Annotated in this window: 20 protein-coding genes; all 20 read left to right on the top strand. The window is 39.5% G+C overall.

Annotated elements, in window-relative coordinates; all coding sequences use genetic code 11:
• The first annotated feature begins 1 nt into the window (after position 1).
• The gene (locus T355_RS13140; RefSeq protein WP_081777572.1) at positions 2-2,707 is read left to right on the top strand and encodes an NHLP bacteriocin export ABC transporter permease/ATPase subunit; all 2,706 of its coding nucleotides are present in this window, start codon (positions 2-4) and stop codon (positions 2,705-2,707) included.
• Positions 2,708-2,719: 12 nt separating this feature from the next.
• Entirely contained in the window at positions 2,720-3,265 is a 546-nt protein-coding gene (locus T355_RS15105) for an RNA polymerase sigma factor (RefSeq protein WP_027396095.1), read from the top strand.
• Between the two features lie 145 nt (positions 3,266-3,410).
• Positions 3,411-3,782 (top strand): hypothetical protein, encoded by a 372-nt coding sequence (locus tag T355_RS13135; protein WP_051555296.1) that lies wholly within the window; start codon positions 3,411-3,413, stop codon positions 3,780-3,782.
• Between the two features lie 75 nt (positions 3,783-3,857).
• Positions 3,858-5,093, top strand: coding sequence for an ATP-binding protein (locus tag T355_RS0100930; protein WP_027396094.1), 1,236 nt, complete (start codon positions 3,858-3,860; stop codon positions 5,091-5,093).
• A gap of 205 nt (positions 5,094-5,298) precedes the next feature.
• Positions 5,299-6,303: a helix-turn-helix transcriptional regulator gene (locus tag T355_RS0100925; protein ID WP_027396093.1), complete on the top strand. Its 1,005-nt coding sequence runs from the start codon at positions 5,299-5,301 to the stop codon at positions 6,301-6,303.
• 165 nt (positions 6,304-6,468) lie between these two features.
• Positions 6,469-7,614 carry a DUF2201 family putative metallopeptidase gene (locus tag T355_RS0100920; protein ID WP_027396092.1) on the top strand — a complete coding sequence of 382 codons (1,146 nt, stop codon included), beginning with the start codon at positions 6,469-6,471 and terminating at the stop codon, positions 7,612-7,614.
• Positions 7,615-7,660: 46 nt separating this feature from the next.
• On the top strand, positions 7,661-8,722 hold the full coding sequence (locus tag T355_RS13130) for a MoxR family ATPase (RefSeq protein WP_051555295.1): 1,062 nt from the start codon (positions 7,661-7,663) through the stop codon (positions 8,720-8,722).
• Between the two features lie 39 nt (positions 8,723-8,761).
• Positions 8,762-9,628: a hypothetical protein gene (locus T355_RS0100910; RefSeq protein ID WP_027396091.1), complete on the top strand. Its 867-nt coding sequence runs from the start codon at positions 8,762-8,764 to the stop codon at positions 9,626-9,628.
• Positions 9,612-10,193 (top strand): hypothetical protein, encoded by a 582-nt coding sequence (locus tag T355_RS0100905; protein ID WP_027396090.1) that lies wholly within the window; start codon positions 9,612-9,614, stop codon positions 10,191-10,193. Before T355_RS0100910 ends, T355_RS0100905 begins: the two co-directional genes overlap by 17 nt.
• A gap of 229 nt (positions 10,194-10,422) precedes the next feature.
• Positions 10,423-11,217, top strand: coding sequence for a hypothetical protein (locus T355_RS15395; RefSeq protein WP_071997143.1), 795 nt, complete (start codon positions 10,423-10,425; stop codon positions 11,215-11,217).
• A gap of 130 nt (positions 11,218-11,347) precedes the next feature.
• The gene (locus tag T355_RS0100890; protein WP_027396089.1) at positions 11,348-15,166 is read left to right on the top strand and encodes a PolC-type DNA polymerase III; all 3,819 of its coding nucleotides are present in this window, start codon (positions 11,348-11,350) and stop codon (positions 15,164-15,166) included.
• Between the two features lie 20 nt (positions 15,167-15,186).
• Positions 15,187-15,789 carry a helix-turn-helix transcriptional regulator gene (locus T355_RS13120; protein WP_051555294.1) on the top strand — a complete coding sequence of 201 codons (603 nt, stop codon included), beginning with the start codon at positions 15,187-15,189 and terminating at the stop codon, positions 15,787-15,789.
• A 1-nt stretch (position 15,790) separates the two neighbouring features.
• On the top strand, positions 15,791-16,357 hold the full coding sequence (locus T355_RS14585) for a pentapeptide repeat-containing protein (RefSeq protein ID WP_051555293.1): 567 nt from the start codon (positions 15,791-15,793) through the stop codon (positions 16,355-16,357).
• A gap of 129 nt (positions 16,358-16,486) precedes the next feature.
• A complete protein-coding gene (locus T355_RS0100875) occupies positions 16,487-16,759 on the top strand; it encodes a hypothetical protein (RefSeq protein WP_027396088.1) in 273 nt (90 codons plus the stop codon).
• Positions 16,756-17,076, top strand: a complete 321-nt coding sequence (locus tag T355_RS13110) for a type II toxin-antitoxin system RelE/ParE family toxin (protein ID WP_037329620.1) — start codon at positions 16,756-16,758, stop codon at positions 17,074-17,076. Before T355_RS0100875 ends, T355_RS13110 begins: the two co-directional genes overlap by 4 nt.
• Before the next feature lie 227 nt (positions 17,077-17,303).
• The gene (locus T355_RS0100865; protein WP_037329616.1) at positions 17,304-17,879 is read left to right on the top strand and encodes an HD domain-containing protein; all 576 of its coding nucleotides are present in this window, start codon (positions 17,304-17,306) and stop codon (positions 17,877-17,879) included.
• A 26-nt stretch (positions 17,880-17,905) separates the two neighbouring features.
• Positions 17,906-18,547: a DnaB-like helicase C-terminal domain-containing protein gene (locus T355_RS13105; RefSeq protein ID WP_051555292.1), complete on the top strand. Its 642-nt coding sequence runs from the start codon at positions 17,906-17,908 to the stop codon at positions 18,545-18,547.
• A gap of 56 nt (positions 18,548-18,603) precedes the next feature.
• The gene (locus T355_RS0100850; RefSeq protein ID WP_027396085.1) at positions 18,604-19,416 is read left to right on the top strand and encodes an ADP-ribosylglycohydrolase family protein; all 813 of its coding nucleotides are present in this window, start codon (positions 18,604-18,606) and stop codon (positions 19,414-19,416) included.
• 282 nt (positions 19,417-19,698) lie between these two features.
• Positions 19,699-20,919: a PD-(D/E)XK nuclease family protein gene (locus T355_RS0100845; RefSeq protein ID WP_197019536.1), complete on the top strand. Its 1,221-nt coding sequence runs from the start codon at positions 19,699-19,701 to the stop codon at positions 20,917-20,919.
• A 10-nt stretch (positions 20,920-20,929) separates the two neighbouring features.
• Positions 20,930-21,994 carry a WYL domain-containing protein gene (locus T355_RS0100840; RefSeq protein ID WP_331279571.1) on the top strand — a complete coding sequence of 355 codons (1,065 nt, stop codon included), beginning with the start codon at positions 20,930-20,932 and terminating at the stop codon, positions 21,992-21,994.
• The last annotated feature ends 162 nt before the right edge of the window (positions 21,995-22,156 follow it).

The following is a 22,156-nucleotide window of genomic DNA, read 5'->3' as shown; positions in this document are numbered from 1 at the left end:
TATGGAACTACAAGCGGGAAAACGCTGGCGATTGAAAAATGAAGATGAATATCTGCTGGTGCAGCAAGGCGTGGTAGAAGTCTATGCCGTTACGGCAAGTCAGGAATCTTATCGCCAGGAATACCTTTTTCCATTAAAGGCGGGACAGGCAGTTTTTCCCGCATTTGATGAATTTGGGGAAATAGATATACTCATATATGCGCTGGAGGACTGTCAGCTTCAAGTAGAAAAATTAGCTAATTCTTCCAAGGAAACCTTGTACTTGCAAATGCAGGAATGGTTTAAGCAGCTTTCTGGCATTAGATGGATAAAAAGCTTGGCTGATTTAGGTGATAACAGCCTGGACCAGAATGGAATGCTGCTGGACGAAGATATTGCATCCTCCAGTGATTTGCTAAAGTGTTTTGAAGAAAAACAGCGAATTTTCTCTATGCTTCAAGGTATTCGCTTTTTGTCTGCAGATAAACGGCTGGAGCGGCGACAGAATATCATTAGCCACCAAAAACAGCGGTTGGTCAATGATGCTATCGATAATCTGTTGGGAGAAGAAGAGATATTTTATGAGGAACGGAATACGGAGCAACGTACCAAAAATCTGGAGGAAGCCAGCTTTATTATACATTTGGTACAAAAATCTCTGCTCATGGGGCAATCGGATATAAGTATTCCTCCTGAAAGAGTTAAAAAGCTGGATAGTATTGGCCTTATCCGACGGGTAGCCCAAAAGGCAAATGTTCAGTTGCGTCTGATTAAGCTGGAAAAGGACTGGTATACCAAGGATTGTGGCACTATGATAGGATATTATGGCGCAAAAAAGGAAATGGCGGCTATAATACCACAGGCACCCGGTCATTACAGGCTTATTACCAGATCTATGCCGGAGGGCATCAAAATAACTGAAGCTGAAGCCGATAAGCTGGATATGGATGCCTTTTTGTGTTATGCAGGTTTTCCGCTGCGCAAAATGCGACTTAGAGATTTGTTTCGGTTTATGTTCCGTCAGTGCTGGCGGATAGACTATCGGACAATCTTTGTGGTGAGCTTTTTTGCTGGTCTTATTCCTCTGATAACTCCCGTTATAACAGAAACGGTATTCCAAAACATAATACCTATTATGGATAGAGAGGGTCTGGTATCCGTTACTCAGGTCCTTATGGTAACCAGCTTTACTATGGCGGCACTTAGTATGATCCGTACAGTGTCGGTTATACGAATTAGTTCACACCTGGATATGTCCGTAGAAGCGGCATTATGGGGACGTCTCCTGAATATGCCGGAGAAATTTTTCCGCAGATTTACTACTGGTGAGCTGGCCAGCCGCATGCGAGGCTTTGAAGCCATAAAGGAAGTGCTCAGTGGAACCTTTGTGTCTACAGTTTTTAATACACTTTTTTCTTTTTGGAGCTTGCTGTTAATGTGTTGGTACAGCCTAAAGCTGACAGCCGTTGCCGTTGCGATTTGGGCTATTTGGTGTGTCATAACTGTGGTAATTTACTGGAGGGTACTGAGTTATCAACGTAAGCTGATTGCTGCTACCAATGCGGAGGCTGGTCTTGTCCAGCAAATATTTGCAGGATTAGGAAAATTTCGCGTTCATGGAGCAGAGGAGCAGGCGTATAATCTTTGGAGCAAAGTTTTTGGAGAAACTTGGCGTTGGAATCTAGCACTAAGGTGGCAGAACAATTATAATAGTATTGTAGGTGCGGCTCAGCCGTTTATCCTGACCATGGCTTTATATTATTTTGCAGTTTATGGTCTGCAGGATTCATCCCATGCTGTTGCAGATGCTGAAAAGGTGATTATTGGAATTGGTTATGCCCAGTTTTTGGCTTTTGAGGCGGCATTTACAGCTTTTAATGCCACATTGAATTCCGTGATCCCATTAATTGGAAAATTTTTCTCAATACAGCCTCATATAGAAAATTTGCGGCCGATATTGGAGGAAGTACCGGAAAATACTACTGATAAGGTGGAGTCTGATCCGTTATCTGGAGTTATCGAAGTGAGTCATTTATCCTTTGCTTATGGAGAGGATAATAAAGATGTACTCCACGATATTAGCTTTCAGATTGCAGCAGGTGAAAATGTGGCTATTGTGGGCCATTCAGGTTGTGGCAAATCTACCCTGGTGCGTTTGCTTTTGGGCTTTGAGAAGCCTAGAAGCGGGGCAATTTATTACGATGGACAGTCCTTGGCGGAATTGTCACTGCCGTCTGTTCGTTCCCAAATGGGTGTGGTTTTGCAAAATGGACAGCTTATGGCCGGAGATATTTTCACTAATATTGTAGGTCAGGCGGCCCTTACTCAGGATGATGCCTGGGCAGCTGCTGAAGCTGCGGGCATTGCTGATGATATTCGTGCTATGCCTATGGGAATGAATACGGTAATCAGCGAAGGCTCCGAGAATATTTCCGGAGGCCAGCGTCAACGAATTATGATTGCCAGGGCCCTTGCGGCAAAGCCTGCCATATTAATATTTGATGAAGCCACCAGTGCATTGGATAACCACACTCAGTCCATTGTTACTGAAAGCTTGAATAAGTTGAAAACAACTAGGCTGGTAATAGCTCATCGCCTGTCCACCATTAAGGAGTGTGACCGAATTCTGGTAATGGATAAGGGGACTCTGGTGGAAAGTGGCACTTATGATGAATTGTTAGCCAAAAATGGAATTTTTGCACAGCTGGTAAGGCGGCAAGTGGCTTAGGAGTGGGAAAGTATGGAAGAAAAGGATTGGAATATCATAGCCAAGGAAGCTCTGCAGAATGATTTGGCTTTTGATGAGCTATATGAACATTTTTTTCCCCGTATATATAATTTAATATATGCCAGGGTAAAGGATGCTGCCACTGCCGATGATATTGTCAGTGATGTTTTTGAAAAGATGGTAACTCATTTGGATAGCTTTGATAGCACCAAGGCTTCCTTTGCCACCTGGTTGAGCCGGATAGCGACCCGTACTTTGACGGATTATTATCGTTGGCAAAGCCATCGGCAAAATGTTGAATGGGATGATGTATTCTCACCTAAGGTGGATGACAAGGACGCCCCGGATGGGCAGCTGTTGGAGCAGGAGGGCAAGAAAGAGCTATTATTAGCCCTTGGAAAGCTTTCTGAACGAGAGCAGCAAATTGTTGAACTTAAATTTTGGGGAGATATGAGCAATAAAGAAATAGCTGAAACTCTCGGAATATCTTCGGCTAATGTAGGCGTCATTCTTTTCAGGGCCATGGGAACTATGCGGCAGATTTTGGGACGTGAATAATTATCACGAATTTTACGATATTATAGAAAACTGTAATAGATACAATGCTCAATCGTATATATAAATGTAGTAGGGGTTGTATGGAAAGGTAATTTCCATAGTTAATTTGTCGTTTATTTTTTTATATATAAAAGGAGGAAAAAACATGAGGGTATTAAATGTATTAAAGGTTTTCTTGGTAGCTGTAGTTATGGCAGTTGGTATTCAGGGGACAGCCTTTGCCGGGAGTCAGGATTTTACTCTGGTAAATGGCACTGGTAAAATTATTACCTACATTTATTTAAGTCCAACTCATGAAAACGAGTGGATTTATCAGGATGAGCTGGGACCTAACAGCGTTCTCTATCCGGGTCAGGACCTCTTTATTGGCTTCAGCCCAAGAGACGGAGTACAGTATTGGGATGTAAAGGTAGTGTATGACAATGGTGTTGAGGATTACTGGATGGGATTAGACCTCTTTAGGGTATACTCATTAACCATTCGTCCTGGTGGAGCTTCCAGTATTGAAATGATTTAACAAGGTTTGATTGTTATTGACCTGCACCTCCGACTAATTTATAATTGAACTATAAATTAGTCGGAGGTGTTTGTTTTGTCCTATATAAAACGCCATATTGAGCAAAGTCTTTTAAAAGCAAATAAATCATTCAAGGCTTTATTAGTTACAGGCTCACGACAGGTCGGAAAATCAACTCTACTAAAGGAAGTTTTTCCAGACCAAAATTACATAACTTTTGATAATCCATTGCTTTTATCTCAAGCTCAGAATGAGCCGGGGATGTTTTTTCTTAATCATCGTTGTCCTATTACTTTGGATGAAGTGCAATATATACAGGAGCTCTTTCCTTATATCAAAATAGAATGTGACAAAAGCAATGAAAGGGGATTATTTGCCTTGACTGGCTCTCAGTCATTCCAACTGATGAAGCATGTATCTGAATCATTAGCTGGACGGATTGCCATTTTCGAGCTTTCTGGACTATCTCTCCGGGAAATAGATGGAATAGATTTTAATCAACCTTTTATACCTAATAAGGAATATATTTCTAGTCGCAGTCATTCACGGAAAAGTCATTCCAATATATGGCAGCTAATACACAGAGGGAGTTATCCTGCTCTTTATGAAAATGATGTGGATTGGCAGATGTTCTATTCTTCTTATGTGCAAACTTACCTTAGCCGTGATGTCAATGATTTGACAAAAATAAAGGATCATATGAAATTTATGAGGTTTTTGACTGCCATGGCAGCCCGTACTGGTCAAATGCTTAATTACAGCAAGGTTGCTGAACAAGCTGATATCACTGCTGCTACTGCCAAAGAATGGACATATATTCTCGAAGCATCTGGACTTATATACATATTGCAACCATTCTCTAATTCTGCTTTGAGAAGAGCTATTAAAACACCTAAGCTCTATTTCCGTGACACAGGACTGGTATGCTTCCTCACCAAATATCAAAGTCCGGAAACAGCCATGAATGGAGCTATGGCAGGAGAACTGTTTGAAACCTTCGTGGTATCGGAAATCCTAAAATCATTTACTAACAGCGGTCTGGACTATCGGATGCAAGTTACCTATTATCGTGGTAAAGACAAATCAGCCAGCCGTGAATCCGAAATTGATCTGTTGATTGAGGATGGGGATGTCATATATCCTATAGAAATAAAAATGTCTGCAAACCCAAAACTGAGTATGACCAACACCTTTGATGTTATTGATAAAATAAAAGGTCGCCAACGCGGTTTGGGAACAATCCTCTGTATGTATGAACAGCCCTTATGGCTAAATGAACGTACCATAGCTTTACCTATTGATTACATTTAATTATTCATAAGCATTTTATGGACCTTGATGAATAAACAGCCACCATCCTAGCGGGTGGCTGTTTTTTTATCCTTAGTACCTTTATGTGCAAAATTTTGTATATTGGATTTGATATATTATGTTAAGGGAACGATAATTAGTATAAAGAATGCAGTTTTGACGTGAAATCAAATGACAACTTTGAATAATAAAAGCAGGTGATAATATGTATGGTAGCAAGAAAAAAGTGAATATGTGTATCCTTAATATATTGCGGGAGTATACGGATGAAAATAATGCCCTGACCCAGCAGGGCATTATTGACCATCTGGAAAAGGATTATGAAATTAAATGTGACCGGCGAACTGTTAAGTCATATATTGATGATTTAATAGATATGGGGTGGCAAATTGAACACGAAAAAGGAAAAGGAGAAGGAAAGGGCTACAAGCTGGTAGAAAGGGAATTTGATGATGCGGAATTGCGTATTTTGATTGACAGTATACTCTTTTCAAAAATAATACCCACTAAAACGGCAAAGAGGCTGATTAATAAGCTCAAGAACTTTGGTAGCAAATATTTTAAGGATAAGACTAAGCATATATGCAATTTGCCGAAGCTTAACCATACCATAAATACACAGGTAATGGGTGCATTGGATGTGATAATTGATGCCATCGCTACGGAAAAGAAAATTCAGTGTGTCTATAATGAGGTGGGTACTGATTTTAAATTACAACCTCAAAATGATGGTAATCCATATACCATAAATCCTTACCAGATGGTGGAAAATAACGGGAAATTTTATCTTGTGGGTAACATGGATCAATTTGACGATGTGATACATTTACGCATAGATAAAATGACTAATGTTAAGCTATTGGAGGAAAGACGCAAGGATTCAAAGGAACTTAAGGAATTTGACGCCAATGGCTTTAATTTATCCAAGCACATGGCGGAGCATATATCCATGTTTAGTGGAGAAAGTGATTGGGTTGAAATTAAAACAAGTCCTAAAATGATGACTACTCTCGTAGATTGGTTTGGGAAGAATTTCAACATAGTACAGGAGGATAAGGACTATATTGTAATTAGGGTTAAATGCAATCTAAAGGCTGTGAAGTACTGGGCCATACAATACGGTCCCAAGGTGGAGCTGCTGAAACCTGTGGATTTACGTAAGGAAATAAAAAAGGAAATAGACAGAATGTGGAGGAAATATAAAGATTAGCATTATTTGAAACAACTGAATTTTAAAAGAATAAGATTTGAGGAAATCTCTGGTGGTTAAAAACATCACCAGAGATTTTTATGATGTACAAAATTGTGCACATCGATTTTGTTATGCTTTATTCAATCCTAAAAGAATCTGTTTTATGTTTGGGAGGAGGGCATTATGGATTTAAAAGATTTCCATGTTCAGGTTAAAAAGGTGCGCCTGCGGCTTTTAAAGAATGCTCCTTATTTTGGCATGGCTTTAATAAAGCTGGCTAGAGTAAGAGAGTCATCAATACAGGACACTGCCTGGACAGATGGCAGGAGCATAGTTTTTTCAGAAGAGTTTATTAAAGAAATAACCCCGGAGCAATGTAATTTTGTTTTGCTCCATGAGCTGTATCATATTATTCTTCTTCATGTCTTTAGATTAAAGGACAGGGATCCGTTTTTCTGGAATTTGGCTGCGGATTTAAAGGTAAACAGAATTTTGGAAATAGATTCGGATTATTACGAGAAAATTGGTATACCACTGGATTTAAAGAAGGAATTTGGAATATTTGAACTGCCTGATATCTATAATGTTGAGTATTTCACAGTGGAAGAAATATATTCCCTGCTGGAAAATAACCCCAATATATCAAAATTCTTAAGGGATGATAAAGACGCTTATTATCAGGATATTAAAAGGTTTAAAGGAACATTGAAGGAATGGCAGATAAAAGAAGGACTGCGGGGGCTGGAGTCATATAAAGGTCACTCTCCTATTGGTCAGTATATGTTTGAAGAGGTATCAGCCTTGTTATCCACCAAAGTACCCTGGTACAAGCTGGTTAAAAGATTTCTGTCTTCTGCAACATCAGATGATACATCCTTTGCATCTCCCCTTCGGACCACTCTTTACAGAAAAATGATCCTTCCTGGGGAATATTTGGAAGAATGCAGGCTGGCGGATGTGGTAGTGGCAGTTGATACATCGGGTTCAATATCTAAGGCGGAGTTGGCAGATTTCTTTGGTCATATCAATAAAATGATAAAGGATTTTGAGATGACAGGAGTGATTATACAATGGTCACATGAAGTATATCCACCAATACCTATTAAAGAGTATAAGAACATAAAAATATCAGGCCGAGGTGGGACCTCACCGGCCAGGGCTCAGTACTATATAAGAAATAATTACAGCAATGCTAAATTAGTTATTTATCTCACAGATGGGGATTTTGAAAAGATAAAGGCTGAGAAAAATTCAATTTGGGTAATACCCCCTGATGGAACTACTGAAAATATTACCAACGGAATCGTTTCTCAAATGAAAAGTATTTAAAGGTTTGTATATGTGAATAGTGTTGCTGACGGAGGAGGAATTTGTTATGGATTTAAATATTCATGATTTTGCTGAGGTAATCAACTTCAATATAGATAATGGGATAAAGCGTTCTATTTTGGGCCTTGGTCCTTCTGGTATTGGTAAGTCAGCCATTGCCTATGATATAGCTCAGTCAAGAAATATGGGATTTATTGATTTAAGACTTCTTCTTTTTACGGAAACGGAGCTGAAGGGTATACCATTTCCTTCTGAGGATAATTTGCATACTATGTGGCTGCATAATGACATTCTTCCAAGGGAAGATAGGGATGGGGAAAGGGGAATTCTCTTGATTGAGGAAATTACCTCTGCTTCAAAGAGAGTGCAGGCCGCGGCTTATCAGCTGATCCATGACAGAAAGCTGGGCTCATATACCCTGCCTGAGGGCTGGTATATTGTTGCCTTGGGAAACAGGTTGGATGACAACGGAGTTTATACCGAAATGCCGGCCCCTTTGGCCAACAGATTTGAAATTCATAATATTTCCTATGATCTGGACCAGTGGAAAAGGGATTTTGCTTATCCAAATAAGATCAATGAGGCCGTAATAGCCTATCTTAATTTCAAGCCTGTGGCGTTTCATAATTTTGACCCCGAGGGTGAATCATTGCGATTTGCTTCCCCAAGGACCTGGGAGGCGGTTTCGGATATTATGAATACTGCAAAGTTGGATATAGGTAGCAAACTTCTAAGGGCCAAGATTGAAGCAAATATCGGGGAAACGGAGGCGGTGTCTTTTTTGGCATTTCTGAAGGAACGGGAAGCTGTGGATGTTGTTGATCAGATAATGGACGGGACCTACAAGGAGGTTCCGGAAAGGGATGATATAAAATATATCCTTATTTCATCATTGGTCTACAAACTTACAGAGGCAGGCTTACCAAAAGATAAATTTGTCAATGTAATCAATTATATGCTGTTAATGGATGCGGAATTTACAGCCTTGGCTATAGAAGATTTGAAGGCAGCAAATTCACCAACAGAGATTAACAGACTTCTGCTTATGGAGGTGGATTCTCCGGAACTGGAGCTATTTATAAGCAATAATAAGGCTCTCCTTGAATAATAAAGTGTTATAGGACAGTAAATATTGAGGTGATTAGAAATGGAATTTGTAAAAGGTTTTTTATCCAGGGAAGAGTTTAAGGCCGTATTTACAACGAAGAAATACCCTTTGGAAATATATCCCCTGACCAATTCCAGTTTTATATCAAAGCATGGTGTGCTGGAGGCAAGTGATTTTCAATATATGGGGCTGAAATTCATATATACGAAAACTTCTCCAATTAAAATGATAGTTTCCTGCAAGCCCTTTAAAAATAAAATACTTTCAGAAGGGGACTGGAAGGAGCTGCATCTGGATGAAATAAATGCCTTCTGGTGGCATCTGGTGGACAGCTGGTACGAGGAATATAAAGGTTTTCCAAGGGTTAAAAAGCTTAATTTTGCTCTTATGACAAGGGGGAAAAATAAGGCAATATTTAAGGATATTATTATCAAAGATGATGAGAAAATGAAAATTAAATTTACCAAGAGTACAGTTTTCCTGAATCTTCCCGTAAGTGATTATTCAGATGAGGAAATTTTGGATAGTGCCTGCAAGTTTTCGTCTTCCTTCGAAAACCTATGGCCTGGCAAGGGGATCGCAAATCATTTCAACAATTTCATCAAGACTGCAAATGGTGAGGATGCTTTGGGGATATTCAGTGATGAATTCAGAAAAACGAGAATAACCTCAGATTTATTTAATTCCTCCCATGTGGACCTCTATCTGCAAAATGCTTCCATGAAGAAGATATGGTTCGGCCGGGACACCGCAACGGTGTTTAATGTACCTTCCCTAAATGAAAAAATAGTGCTGCTGAACGGGAAAATACTGACAAAGAACATGTTTGAAAAATATTCCCTTATCACAATGGCAGAAGCATTGATTAAAGACAGAAAGGAGCATAATTATGGAGCTGGAGCCTGATGAGCGTAAGTTGAAGCCCTATTGTAAATACAGAAATTATATAAATGTGTCAAGAAGTGAATCATATAAAGGGTTGATAGTTCCGGCGTTCATGGAAGACCGGAGTGAAGCTGAGGCCATGCTCGAGGAGCACGAAGATTTTTATAGGGCAGCAGCAAAGGAAATTTTAAAGCTGAAGCTCCCCTTTATTAATCTTGGAATATCAAAAAATTCAGCAGTACCTGCAATAAAAAGGGGGCGGCTCAAGTGGGCAATTCCCCGTTATTCGCCCCTGGGGGAATTTCTTATTTCCCACCCCCTGGACACATCAACCAAGGCACATGTATTGATGATGACCACTCAAAATGAGGATGGCACCTATCCCTACGAATTGATAACCAAAAAGGATTTAAAGTGGTATCCTATACAATACTATAGAATCAAGGTATCAGGTGAAATGTTTACTCTGGCAATATCAAAAAAATATAACATGCTTATGATTTTAAAGGGAAGAAATGTGTTAAAGGTAGATGACCCAATGTGGGAAAAGGTTATAACTAAGGCTACTATGATGTTTGCACTGTAAGGGAGGAAATGACAATGCTGGTATGGATATTAATTATATTGGCACTCATTATTAAAGTCGCCTTTTTCTTATCACTGGCTAAATGTCCATTTTGGTTGATATATCTGATTTGCTCAGATGATGAGGTTAGGGAATGGTTTTAGGGGTAAAGGAATTTTAAGATGTTTGTAGAATGGTACAGATGATAATATTTTTTATTGAAACGTGCGAGAGAATAGGAGGATTTTTTATGTCCAATGAGTATCAATTTCCTTTTGGTGAATATGTGCATCCAGTGGTTCAGGAGGATAGGACCCCTAAAAAAGTTTTTGTTTTGGGTGTTTATGCCAGTGCAGTCCACGCAAAGTGGGTTGATAAGAACGGTAAAATAGCATGTAAGGCGTTGGCTGTAGCCAGTGAGCCGAGAATTTTCTGGGATGGTAATGAAAAGGAAGCGGAAGAAATAATTAAGAAAATCCGTGTGCCATCTGAAATGGGGCATCTTGAATTACCAGATGAAGATTTTAACGGACCATCCGCCAAGGCATTGGATGAAAGAATATTGGCTCCGTTGGGATTTGATAGAAAAGATGCGTGGTTGTGCGATTTGTTACCGGAGAGCAGGCTTAATCGTGGACAAATATCTGTAAAATCCAAAAAATATGATCCGTTTTTGGAAAAACTTGCAAATGAAGGCTTGAATGAGGTGACAGTTCCTAAAACACCAAAAAAGTTTTGCGGTAATGAACGGGTTGAGGAGATTACCAAAGAGTTACTGGAATCTCAGGCAGATTTGCTGATTTTACTTGGAGATAAGCCAATACAACAATACTTACATATAGTTGAAAAAGAATCATATAAAAGGCTTGATGATTACAAGAAAAATAACGGGTATGGCAAGTGCACCAATGTTGAAATTGGTGGAAAAATGATTAAAGTATTGCCTTTAGCCCACCCAAGACAAATCGCCAGATTGGGGAGAAGCAGTCAAAAATGGTATGCTATTCATCAGAAATGGTTGGCTGAAAAAAATAACAAGGGGTAATTGTACTAAAATGACCAGTGCTCCCAGGTGATAAAAAATCATCTGGGAGTTTTTATGTGCAGTTATTTGTACATTCACTTTGCTAAGATATAGCCACCAAATAAATCATCAGTGATTTGGAGGCGGTTATATGAAGGACAAGTATTATATAGTACCCCAGAAAAGCAGGCTTCTGTCTGATTTAGCTAAGGGTATGGAACTTAATGAAGATGAAGAAAGGTTTTTAAAGGGTGCCTTCATTCGTCATGTTGAAATATCCCTTAATAGCAGTATGTGGGAAATAGTTGTATGGTCCGGAAAGAAAATTCCAGAGAACATTATTGATCGGATTGCTGATTTTGTTGCAAGAAAGAATAGTCTGGCCAAAGTTATGATTTATCAGACTGTAATTTCATTGAAGGAATTGGCAGAGCAAAATTGGGAAAAAATGGTAGCTCAAGTTGCTGGAAACAATCAAAGCATAAGTCATATTTTACTGGAAACTAATCGCATTTATAAAGATTCCAGAATTATTTTGCAGGTTAACGGAGATTTCAGCAAGTACATGCTGGAGGAAAATAATGTATCTCTGGCCTTCTACGAAGCGGGGATCAAGATAATAGGCTATCCAATCTCCATAGAGTGTCAGTCCATATATGAGGAAATTGAAAATATATCCGTGGAAGAGGCTCTTCATGACACCAAGGAATATCAGGAGGCACTGGAGGCAGTCCGGACTCCAATAAGCAAAACAGCCCAGAGGGGCGGCTCCAAAGCAGATGGTGCTGCTTCTACTTATACAGGCGGAAAAAATAAATACAGTAGCAAAAAATCCCGTCATAAAAGGGGCAAAATTCATATTGGCAATGATGACAGCCCTTTGGTATTTGGTGAGGCTGTTATTGGCAGCATTACTCCTATTTCCCAGCTTGAAGGGGAAAAGAAGGATGTGGTGGTTCAGGGGGTAATTGTAAGTGTAGATGGCAAACAACTTCTGGAAACCAGTATGCTTCTTTTATCAGTGGCTGATGATACTGATGGCATGACTTGTAAAAGCTTTTTTAAAAAGCCTGAAGATTTCACCAAGGTTTTGGATCGCTTAAAGAAAGCCGTTAAGGCAGGTGGCACTGTCAAGTTAAGGGGCAGAATGCGCTACGATAAGTTTCTCAATGACAATGTTCTCTTTGTTGATAGTTTACTATTGGTGGATGTAGAAGCACGCCAGGACAAGGCAACTGAAAAGCGAGTAGAGCTTCATTGCCACACGAAAATGAGTGCCGGGGACGGTGTCGCTTCCGCTAAAAACTTAATAAAGACAGCTGCAAAATGGGGCTGGCCGGCCATAGCCATTACAGATCATGGTGTAGTGCAGGCTTTTCCAGAAGCCATGGATACGGTTTGGGGCAAGGAAAAACTGGACATTAAGATTATCTATGGTGTGGAAGGCTATTTGGTGCCTAATGATTACGATCTAAAAAATGCCAATCATATTATTATATTGGCAAAAAATCCAAATGGACTTCGCAATCTCTATAAGCTGATAACCTTGTCACATCTCCGTTTCTTCTATAGAGAGCCAAGACTGCCACGACAGCTGATTCAGGAATATAGGGAAGGTCTTATTATCGGGTCGGCTTGTGAAGCGGGTGAGCTTATCCGAGCCATTGTGGCGGAGCAAAGTGATGAGGAATTGCTTAAAATAGCTGATTTCTATGATTATCTTGAAATCCAGCCTATCGGCAACAATGAATTTCTTGTAAGAAGTGAAAAATTCCCCAACATAGAGGATGACAATGATCTTGTTAAGATCAATATGAAGGTGGCAGAACTGGCCAGAAAGTTGAACAAACCCCTTATTGCCACCTGCGATGTTCATTTTCTCAATCCTGAGGATCGGATATATCGTGCTATTGTCATGAAGGGCAAGGGGTTTCCCGATGCGGATTTACAGCCACCACTATATTTAAGAACCACGGAGGAAATGCTGGCAGAATTCCAGTATCTGGGAGAAGAGGACGCCTATGAGGCTGTTGTTACTAATCCAAGGAAAATCGCGGAAATGTGCGAGAAATTTAAGCCTATTCCGGATGAGCTGTATTCTCCAATGATTCCTGGGGCAGATGAGGAAATTACCTCCATGACCTACAACAAGGCCCAAAGCCTTTATGGTGATGTATTGCCGAAAATAGTTCAGGACCGGATTGATCAGGAGCTGAAGCCAATTATTGCTCATGGTTTTTCCGTGCTTTATCTAATTGCCCACAAGCTGGTGCGCAAGTCAAATCTAGACGGATATTTGGTGGGCTCCAGAGGATCTGTAGGTTCTTCCTTTGTGGCCACTATGACGGATATTACCGAGGTAAATCCTCTGCCACCTCATTGGCGCTGTCCGAACTGCAAGCATAGTGAGTTTATAACAGATGGTTCCTACGGCTGTGGCTATGATTTGCCGGATAAGGATTGCCCAATTTGCGGGACCAAAATGATGAAGGATGGTCACGAGATTCCTTTTGCAGTATTTCTAGGATTTGACGGGGACAAGGTTCCTGATATTGATTTAAATTTCTCCGGGGAGTATCAGCCAGTAGCCCACAGATATACCGAGGAGCTATTTGGCAAGGATAATGTATTTAGAGCCGGTTCCATTGGAACAATTGCTGAAAAAACAGCTCCCGCTTTTGTGCGCAATTATTATCGAGATAAAGGGCAGACTAAACATGAAGCATATATAAAGAAAATAGCAGCATCATGTACTGGTGTTAAACAAACCAGTGGACAGCATCCCGCAGGTATCATGGTAGTTCCAAGGGATATGGATGTTCATTTCTTTACTCCCTTGCAACATCCTGCTGGTGACAAAGCTGGCAATACAATTACAACACATTTTGATTATCATTCCATATCCAGCCGTTTGGTAAAGCTGGATATACTTGGACATGATGATCCAACGGTAATAAAGATGCTGGAGGATTTGACTCATCGTGATCCGAAGACAATTCCTTTTGATGATACTGCAACTCTTAGTTTATTTAGTAGCACAAAAGCATTGGGAATATCTGAGAAAGAGTTGGGGGCTAACTCTGGTACCTTTGGAATTCCGGAGTTTCGTACTGCCTTTACCCGCCAGATGATTGATGATACACATCCCAAATGCTTTTCAGATTTGGTGCGGATTTCTGGCTTTTCACATGGTACCAATGTATGGCTGGGGAATGCCCAAGATCTTATCAAGGCCGGAACTTGCACCCTTCAAAATGCTATTTCTGCAAGGGATGATATTATGATGTATCTCATACATAAAGGTGTAGATCCACTATTGGCCTTCAAAACTATGGAAAATGTGCGTAAAAACAGGGGCATTGCCCCAGATGTGGTGGAAATACTCAAAAAGGCTAGTATACCAGACTGGTATATTGAATCCTGTCAAAAAATAGAGTATCTGTTCCCACGAGCCCATGCTACGGCTTATGTTATGATGGCCTATCGAATTGCCTTCTGTAAGGTTCATTATCCTCTGGCGTATTATACGGCCTATTTTTCCATTAGGGCAGCGGCCTTTGATTCGGACATTATTACGAGAGGAAAGGATGCAGTGAAGCAGAAAATGGAGGAGATTGAGGCCATGGATTCACCCAGCGATGCTGATAATGCCTTGTATGTGGTGCTTCAGCTGGCCTGGGAAATGTACCTTCGGGGCTTTAAAGTAAAAAAGGTGGATTTATATAAATCCGGAGCCAACCGCTTTCAGATGGTTACGGAGGAAAATGCAGTATTGCCACCATTTACGACCCTAAACGGGCTTGGGGCCGTAGATGCCAAGGCCATTGTAGAAAAAAGGACAGAAGGTCCTTTTTTATCAATTGAAAACCTAAAAAAAAGAACTGGTATTAATAAAAAAAGTATTGAAGCACTGCGTTTGCATGGCTGTTTGGATGGCATGGATGAAAGTGACCAGATGACGCTGTTTTGAGTATTCCGGAAGGTGATTTTATGTATAAATGGAACAATAGAATACAGGAGTGGCAGGACATTATAAATGCTGCCATAGAGGATAAAAAGAAAATCCGATTTTTTTACAATGACCTGGGGACAGATCTTAAACTGCATCTGAACAGGCAGGAGCCATATATTGTAAGTCCCTATAAGGTGATTTCTGTTAATGAAAAGCTGTACTTAATTGGAAGTATTGAAGAATATGACGATATTGTTAATTTTCGGCTGGATAAGATGACTGAGGTGGAGCGCCTTGAAGAAACCAGTAGAGATATAAATGATAATCTGGCATTTGACAAAGCCCTGAGCTGTCCCATACATATGGCGGAAAAAATATATATGTTCAGTGGGGAAAGTGTTTGGGCTGAGATAAAGACCACACCTGATATGATGTGGGCCTTGACAGATTGGTTTGAGACCAATTTTTTAATCACAGAAGAATCTGATGAAAGTATAGTTGTGCTACTCAAATGTAACTATTCCGCCCTACGTCATTGGATACTCCAGTACGGCCCATATGTGGAGATACTATCCCCAATGGCATTGAGAGATCAGATAAAAATCGATGTGCAGGGGATGTGGGAGAAATACAAAGAGTGATATGGAAACTGCCAATCTTAGGGGAGCTAACCTTAGTAAATCTACCCTGATAGAAGCTACTCTTATTGGAGCTGATTTGCGTGAAGCAAGCCTAGAAGGGGCGGAACTGCGTGGAGCCTATATGGGCAGGGCTGATCTGCGTGATGCCCGTCTGAATGGAGCCCAATTGTATAGGGCCAGCTTGTATGGAGCTAATCTAAAGGGGGCAGACCTTCGGGAAGCAAATTTGAATAGAACGAACCTGGATTATACTGACCTGAGAGGTGTAGATATCCGGGGTGCGCGGGTGGAAATTGCAAATTTTGATTTTGTTGATATGCCATACCGTGTTGTACAGGCCGGTCCATTTGGTACCTTTAGAACTTATATTACATATAATATTGATGCTGACATAATCTACTGTCATGAATTCGGTAGCTTTGAGGGTTCGTTGGAGAGCTTTAAGCAATTTCTTGATAGGGTGTGTCCGTCAGCTTTTCCGGATGGGAGTGATAACCCGTGGCGGCAGGAATATATGGCATTTATTGCTATGTGTGAGTTATTAAAAAAAATAAAATTGCCAGAATGACAATTTTTTGGTGCATGTATTTCATATTGAACATACTAAATTGTTCGATGAATTTATCGAAACTTGTTGGAAGAATATGCGTATTAATGCTATAATCATCTTATATAAAGCGTGAAAGGATGTGGTGGTATGCCTACAATTACTCCTATTTCGGATTTACGAAATTATGGTAATGTTTTGGAAAAAGTTGAGGTTGGCAGTCCGGTATACCTTACCCGAAATGGGCGCGGTGCCTATAGTATTAGGGATATGGCGGATGAAGAAAACTTTCAGAAAGCTGAGGCAATGATTCAGCTTATGTGTGAGTTAAATGCTGGACTACGGTCAGCCGATGAAGAAGGATGGGTTTCTGAAGAAGAATTGGAGAAACAGCTTAAGCTCAGGAGGCATGGACGCAAATGAAATATCTTTTGCGGTATACACCAGAAGCAGCCAGAGACATGATGGATGTCTGGGATGGTGTTTATGAGGCCTCCAAGGATTATGATACTGCTGATAAATATGTGGATGAGCTTAGAGAATTAATTGCGGATAAGAAACAATTTCCTTTTTCTGGTGTAATGGTGAAATATCGTGGACTGTTTACAGGATTTTATGCTGTGCGTTATAAAAAGTATTTTGCTTTTTACCGGGTTCGGGGTAATAATATTGAGGTCGTGAGAATAATAATGGCCAAGCGTGATTTCATGAAAATTTTGTTTGGGGATGCAGAAGATTGAATAAAGGTAAAAATTCAGTTTGTGCCAAAATGGCACAAACTGCTGATGAATCAAAAAATACATATTTGATCCCAAAAACTACAATGTAAATATTTAAATATCAGACTCCCAGAATGTATAAAAATCATCTGGGAGTTTTAATGTGCATTATAATGTACATAGATTTTGATATATTATAACCAAGGATAGATAATTATGTAAGAAATGCATTACGGAGGTGCAATATAATGACAGATCAAAAGGATATTAGAACAGCAGGGCTGATGAAACGGCTTAAAGCATTGAAAGATAAGGTGGTAGAACGACGGGAGCAGTTTGAGAAATTAATGGAATTTGTAGAAAAAGAGACTGTATATCTCACAACTCCTGCGTCTACAAAATATCACCTTAATTGTGAGCAGGGATTATTGGAGCATAGCATCAATGTGGCGGAAACTATGCTGAAAATAAAAGCAGCAATTGCTCCGGAAATTTCCGATGAAAGTTGTGTAATCGTTGCTCTTATGCATGATTTGGGGAAAACGGGAATGCCAGGAAATCCTCTCTATATCAAAAATCCACCAGACAGCAAATACAAGAATCCGTATTACTGGAATGGAAACCTAACTTATTTGAGTGTTCCTGTGCGGAGTCTGTATTTGGTGGCACAAAGATTTCCGCTAACCGAGGAAGAGACACAGGCCATTGTATATCATGATGGACAGTATGTGGAGGATAACCGAAGTGTAGCGACCAATGAAACCCCTCTTACATTGTTATTACAGTATGCAGATACTTGGAGTGGATTTGTGTTGGAGAAATGAAATAGTCCGGTAAAGGAGGGGGCAAAATGAATACTAGGAGTGACTATAATAATGATATTAGTAAAAAGAGAGTATTTTTAGGTTTCCCGGAGCTGGATGATCTTATTTCAGGTGTACACAGTGGTGAACTAATATTGATAGCAGCCCGTCCATGTATGGGAAAAACAACATTTGCCAATAAAATAGTTACAAATTTGGCTATTAAGCACCAAAATGTAGCTTTCTTTTCACTGGAAAATGATACTTCGGGTATTACCGTAATTGAGTTGAGTAACAAAGCGCGCAGAATGAAGGAAGAAAGGGGCCTGGATTTAATTATCTTAGATTATCTCCAGCTTATACAGGGCGACATGGTTGAAGATGCCATGTGTAACCAACAGCAGGATTTCTCGGATATTTTCAGCTCACTAAAGTCAGTAGCCCGAGAATTAAATGTTCCGATTATAGTTTTGTCCCAATTACCTCGCAGTGTGGAACAACGTCCAACAAAGCGACCAAAGCTTGATGATGTGCGTGTATTTGGCAACTTGGAATTGGAAGCAGATATCATAATGTTTATGTATCGTGAAAATTTTTATTATCCCGAAACTAAAAACAAAAATATCACTGAGATTATCGTAGCTAAAAATCTGAGATGTTCTTTGGGGACGGTTAATTTGTTGATTTAGGAAAAATATCCTTCCTATAGAAGAACAGAAATAATATTACAGTAAGGAGAGTTATCATGATTGGTGCAATAATCGGTGACATTGTCGGTTCTCGTTTCGAATGGAATAATCACAAGAGTAAAGAATTCGAATTCCTTACAGATGAATGCTGCCCTACCGACGATAGTATAATGACATTGGCATTGGCAAAGGCAATATTGCTTAGTAAACCTGACTATAGTGATTTGCCAAAGAAGGCAATCGAGTGTATGCAGGAAGTTGGTCGTAAGTATCCTAACTGCGGATATGGTTGGCGATTCCGTGAATGGATGTTTTCTGATACTCCTAAGCCTTATAATAGTTATGGTAATGGATCTGCTATGCGCGTAAGTGCAGCAGGCATTGTAGCAAACAGTATTGAAGAGGCTAAGGATATTGCTAAGAAAGTTACTGAAGTAACCCATAATCACCCTGAAGGCATTAAAGGGGCCGAGGCAACAGCAGTGGCGATTTACATGGCCAAATCTGGTAGTAGGCTTTTGGAAATCAGAGAATATATCAATGAGAACTACTACCCAATGAATTTTACTCTGGATGAAATCCGTCCTACATACAAGTTCGATGTGTCTTGCCAGGGGACAGTTCCACAAGCACTAATGGCATTCTTCGAATCAATAAATTTTGAAGATGCTATCCGAAATGCAATTTCTATTGGTGGCGACAGTGATACACTGGCCGCTATATGTGGAGGTGTAGCTGAGGCTTATTATGGAGTTCCAGTAGAAATAAGAAAACATGCACTTACTTTTCTGGATCAGCCGTTAATTAAGATTCTTAATACATTTGAGGATAGGTTTCCACCTAAAATTCGGTTAAAGATAGGTCAATAAATTTATGGCCCACTTGGAAGTTAATTACTTCTTAGTGGGCTTTTGGTTTGAGAAAGTTATGTGCGAAATAGTGTACATACCTTTTGCTAAGATATAGCCAAGAAGATAAGAAAAAGTAAAAAAATTATGGAGGTGTATCTTCTAAAGGGGAAAATTTGTAAAAGGATTTTATGATAGGGTGTAGAAAGTAAATGTTGAGTAACTTATAGGGTATTAATAAAACAAGTATTATAGAAAAAGATGCTGAAAATGGAGAATAATAAAGGCAATAGGGGTGACATCATGAATAAAAAGATGATTGAGCTTTTGGAGGAAGTTCGTATATTAGTTGCCTCACATCGGGCAGAAAACTTTAGAAATGGCAGAGAGTTTAATGTGTTTTATATTAACCGCATTGCTAGCAGAGAGGTACATATTTGCAGATTTTTAAGGGAGCTTTTAGATCCGATTGGAAGCCATGGGCAGGGGAGTATTTTTCTCAAAAAGTTTATAAGTATAGTGCTAAAACCAACTGGTATTGGATTTAGTGATGCGGAATATAATAATGCTAAGGTGCTTTGTGAGGAATTTATAGATAACTCGCGTCGAATAGACATGGTTATCCATATTGGCAATCGGTTATTCCCAATCGAGGTAAAGGTTTATGCAGAAGATCAGGCTAAGCAATGTCAGGACTATTATAATTATGCAGTGAAAAAAGACTCTGAGGCAAAGGTTTATTATTTAACATTGCATGAGCATGAACCTGGTAGTGAAAGCAAGGGAAAACTTTCATCGGAGCAATATCAATGTATTTCCTTTGAACAAGATATTCTCAATTGGTTGGGAGCAATCATTTCAGCAGAGGAAATAGAGCAGATATACTCTGTCAGAGAACTGTTAGTTCAATTTAGAAATGTTATCAGAGATTTAACCAGTAAAAGTGGAGGAAAATTGGCAATGGAAATAAAAGATAAAATCATGTCATCGCATGATAATTTAGTTGCTGCCATGGAGATAGCAAGCGTTTTACCGGATATTAAAGCAGATAAGATGCGGGAAGTATTTTCTGCAATTAAACAGTACATGGATAATAAGGGATATTCTAGTTGCATAGAAGCCTATTATGACCAGGCTGGAAAATACTATAAGGACAACAAAAACACTTGGCCAGGGTTGATATACATCATCCCGGTTAAGGATAAAAACTTAGAGGGTAAATTGGCATTGGTTTTTGAAATAATGGAGCATATCTATTTTGGCGTTTGTCCGCATAAGGCAAAGAAGTCAACTTATATGGAAGATTATGTTACAAATTGGTTGATGCCGGAGGATATAAAACTAGGTTCAAAAAGCAGTGTATGGTATTGGTGGAAATATTTGAATGAGAATAATGAAGTGAATTTTCGGAACTGCAATCAAGAATATTTAAGGCTGTTTGATGAAGCGGGATTTAAAGAATATATGAATACAGTTTTTTCAACAATAGATAGTGTAGTTGATGATATTTTTAAATTGAAATAGAGATGTGTGCATGGTGGAAAAAAGGATTATACTGGGCTTTGTAGAAGATATCCGAGGTAAAGTAATATACTGGCAGAAGGTAGGGAAGGTTATGGAAGGCACTGGAAATAAGCACTTGCTGAATATGTATATACTGAATATCTTGCGGGAGTATTCGGATGAGGATCATGCCCTTACACAGCAGGACATAATAAAGTTACTGGAAAAGGACTATGATATTACTTGTGATCGCCGTACTGTGGGTAGTCGCATCAAGGAACTGATAGAATTGGGCTGGGATATTGACAGTGGTCGAGGTTGCAAACTACTTTCTAGGGAGTTTGATGATTCTGAGCTGCGTATACTGATTGACAGCGTGCTGTTTTCAAAATCTATTTCCACAAGACAGGCCCAGAACTTGGTAAAGAAGCTGCAGGGCTTTGCTAGTAAGTATTTTAATGCCAAGGTTTCCCATGTATGCAATTTGCCAGAATTAAATAGAACGATAAACAGGCAGGCAATGTATTCATTGGAAATAATAAATGATGCCATAGCGGTAAAGAAGAAAATCGAGTTTATTTACAATGAAATGGGAACCGACTTTAAGCTCCATCCTAAGAGGCAGGAGCCCTATAAGGTTAATCCTTATCAGATAGTGGCCAATAATGGTAGATTTTATCTTATTGGAAATTATGACAAGTATGATAATGTCGCTCATTTTCGTATAGACAAAATGACGGACATAAAGCTTCTCGATGAAGTCATTAAGCCAAGAAAAGAGGTACCGGAACTAGCTACTGGATTGAATTTGCCAACTCATATGGCAGAGCACATCTATATGTTCAGCGGGGATAGCGTTTGGACTGAAATTAAAACTACGCCTGATATGATGGGGGATTTGGTAGATTGGTTTGGTACGGATTTCAAGATTGAGAAGAAAGATGAGTATATTATTGCCCGTATAAAGTGCAATTATTCGGCTCTAAGATATTGGGCACTTCAATTCGGTCCCTATGTGGAGATATTAAAGCCGGATAATCTGCGCCAACAGCTGCAATCCGATGCAAAGGCTTTGTGGGAGAAATACAAGGCATGACATAATTTTACAATGTGAATACAGAAATCATGGATTCCCAGATGAAAAAATCTGGGAATTTTTGTATATGCACGCTCTAATGTACATAATATTGTACATTAGATATTGTAGAATACATATAAAAGAAACAGATGATATTAAAAAAATATGGCTACTAAAAAT

This window comes from Anaerovibrio lipolyticus LB2005 (assembly GCF_000621545.1).
Taxonomy (GTDB): Bacteria; Bacillota; Negativicutes; order Selenomonadales; family Selenomonadaceae; genus Anaerovibrio; species Anaerovibrio lipolyticus_A.
Note: the sequence above shows the minus strand (reverse complement) of the source record. Positions and strands in the feature narration are given on the sequence as shown.

Excerpts from the sequence above, each read along its gene's own strand:
- T355_RS13140 (WP_081777572.1), top strand. The coding sequence starts at position 2 with ATGGAACTACAAGCGGGAAAACGCTGGCGATTGAAAAATGAAGATGAA.
- T355_RS15105 (WP_027396095.1), top strand. The coding sequence starts at position 2,720 with ATGGAAGAAAAGGATTGGAATATCATAGCCAAGGAAGCTCTGCAGAAT.
- T355_RS13135 (WP_051555296.1), top strand. The coding sequence starts at position 3,411 with ATGAGGGTATTAAATGTATTAAAGGTTTTCTTGGTAGCTGTAGTTATG.
- T355_RS0100925 (WP_027396093.1), top strand. The coding sequence starts at position 5,299 with ATGTATGGTAGCAAGAAAAAAGTGAATATGTGTATCCTTAATATATTG.
- T355_RS0100920 (WP_027396092.1), top strand. The coding sequence starts at position 6,469 with ATGGATTTAAAAGATTTCCATGTTCAGGTTAAAAAGGTGCGCCTGCGG.
- T355_RS13130 (WP_051555295.1), top strand. The coding sequence starts at position 7,661 with ATGGATTTAAATATTCATGATTTTGCTGAGGTAATCAACTTCAATATA.
- T355_RS0100910 (WP_027396091.1), top strand. The coding sequence starts at position 8,762 with ATGGAATTTGTAAAAGGTTTTTTATCCAGGGAAGAGTTTAAGGCCGTA.
- T355_RS0100905 (WP_027396090.1), top strand. The coding sequence starts at position 9,612 with ATGGAGCTGGAGCCTGATGAGCGTAAGTTGAAGCCCTATTGTAAATAC.
- T355_RS15395 (WP_071997143.1), top strand. The coding sequence starts at position 10,423 with ATGTCCAATGAGTATCAATTTCCTTTTGGTGAATATGTGCATCCAGTG.
- T355_RS0100890 (WP_027396089.1), top strand. The coding sequence starts at position 11,348 with ATGAAGGACAAGTATTATATAGTACCCCAGAAAAGCAGGCTTCTGTCT.
- T355_RS13120 (WP_051555294.1), top strand. The coding sequence starts at position 15,187 with ATGTATAAATGGAACAATAGAATACAGGAGTGGCAGGACATTATAAAT.
- T355_RS14585 (WP_051555293.1), top strand. The coding sequence starts at position 15,791 with ATGGAAACTGCCAATCTTAGGGGAGCTAACCTTAGTAAATCTACCCTG.
- T355_RS0100875 (WP_027396088.1), top strand. The coding sequence starts at position 16,487 with ATGCCTACAATTACTCCTATTTCGGATTTACGAAATTATGGTAATGTT.
- T355_RS13110 (WP_037329620.1), top strand. The coding sequence starts at position 16,756 with ATGAAATATCTTTTGCGGTATACACCAGAAGCAGCCAGAGACATGATG.
- T355_RS0100865 (WP_037329616.1), top strand. The coding sequence starts at position 17,304 with ATGACAGATCAAAAGGATATTAGAACAGCAGGGCTGATGAAACGGCTT.
- T355_RS13105 (WP_051555292.1), top strand. The coding sequence starts at position 17,906 with ATGAATACTAGGAGTGACTATAATAATGATATTAGTAAAAAGAGAGTA.
- T355_RS0100850 (WP_027396085.1), top strand. The coding sequence starts at position 18,604 with ATGATTGGTGCAATAATCGGTGACATTGTCGGTTCTCGTTTCGAATGG.
- T355_RS0100845 (WP_197019536.1), top strand. The coding sequence starts at position 19,699 with ATGAATAAAAAGATGATTGAGCTTTTGGAGGAAGTTCGTATATTAGTT.
- T355_RS0100840 (WP_331279571.1), top strand. The coding sequence starts at position 20,930 with ATGGTGGAAAAAAGGATTATACTGGGCTTTGTAGAAGATATCCGAGGT.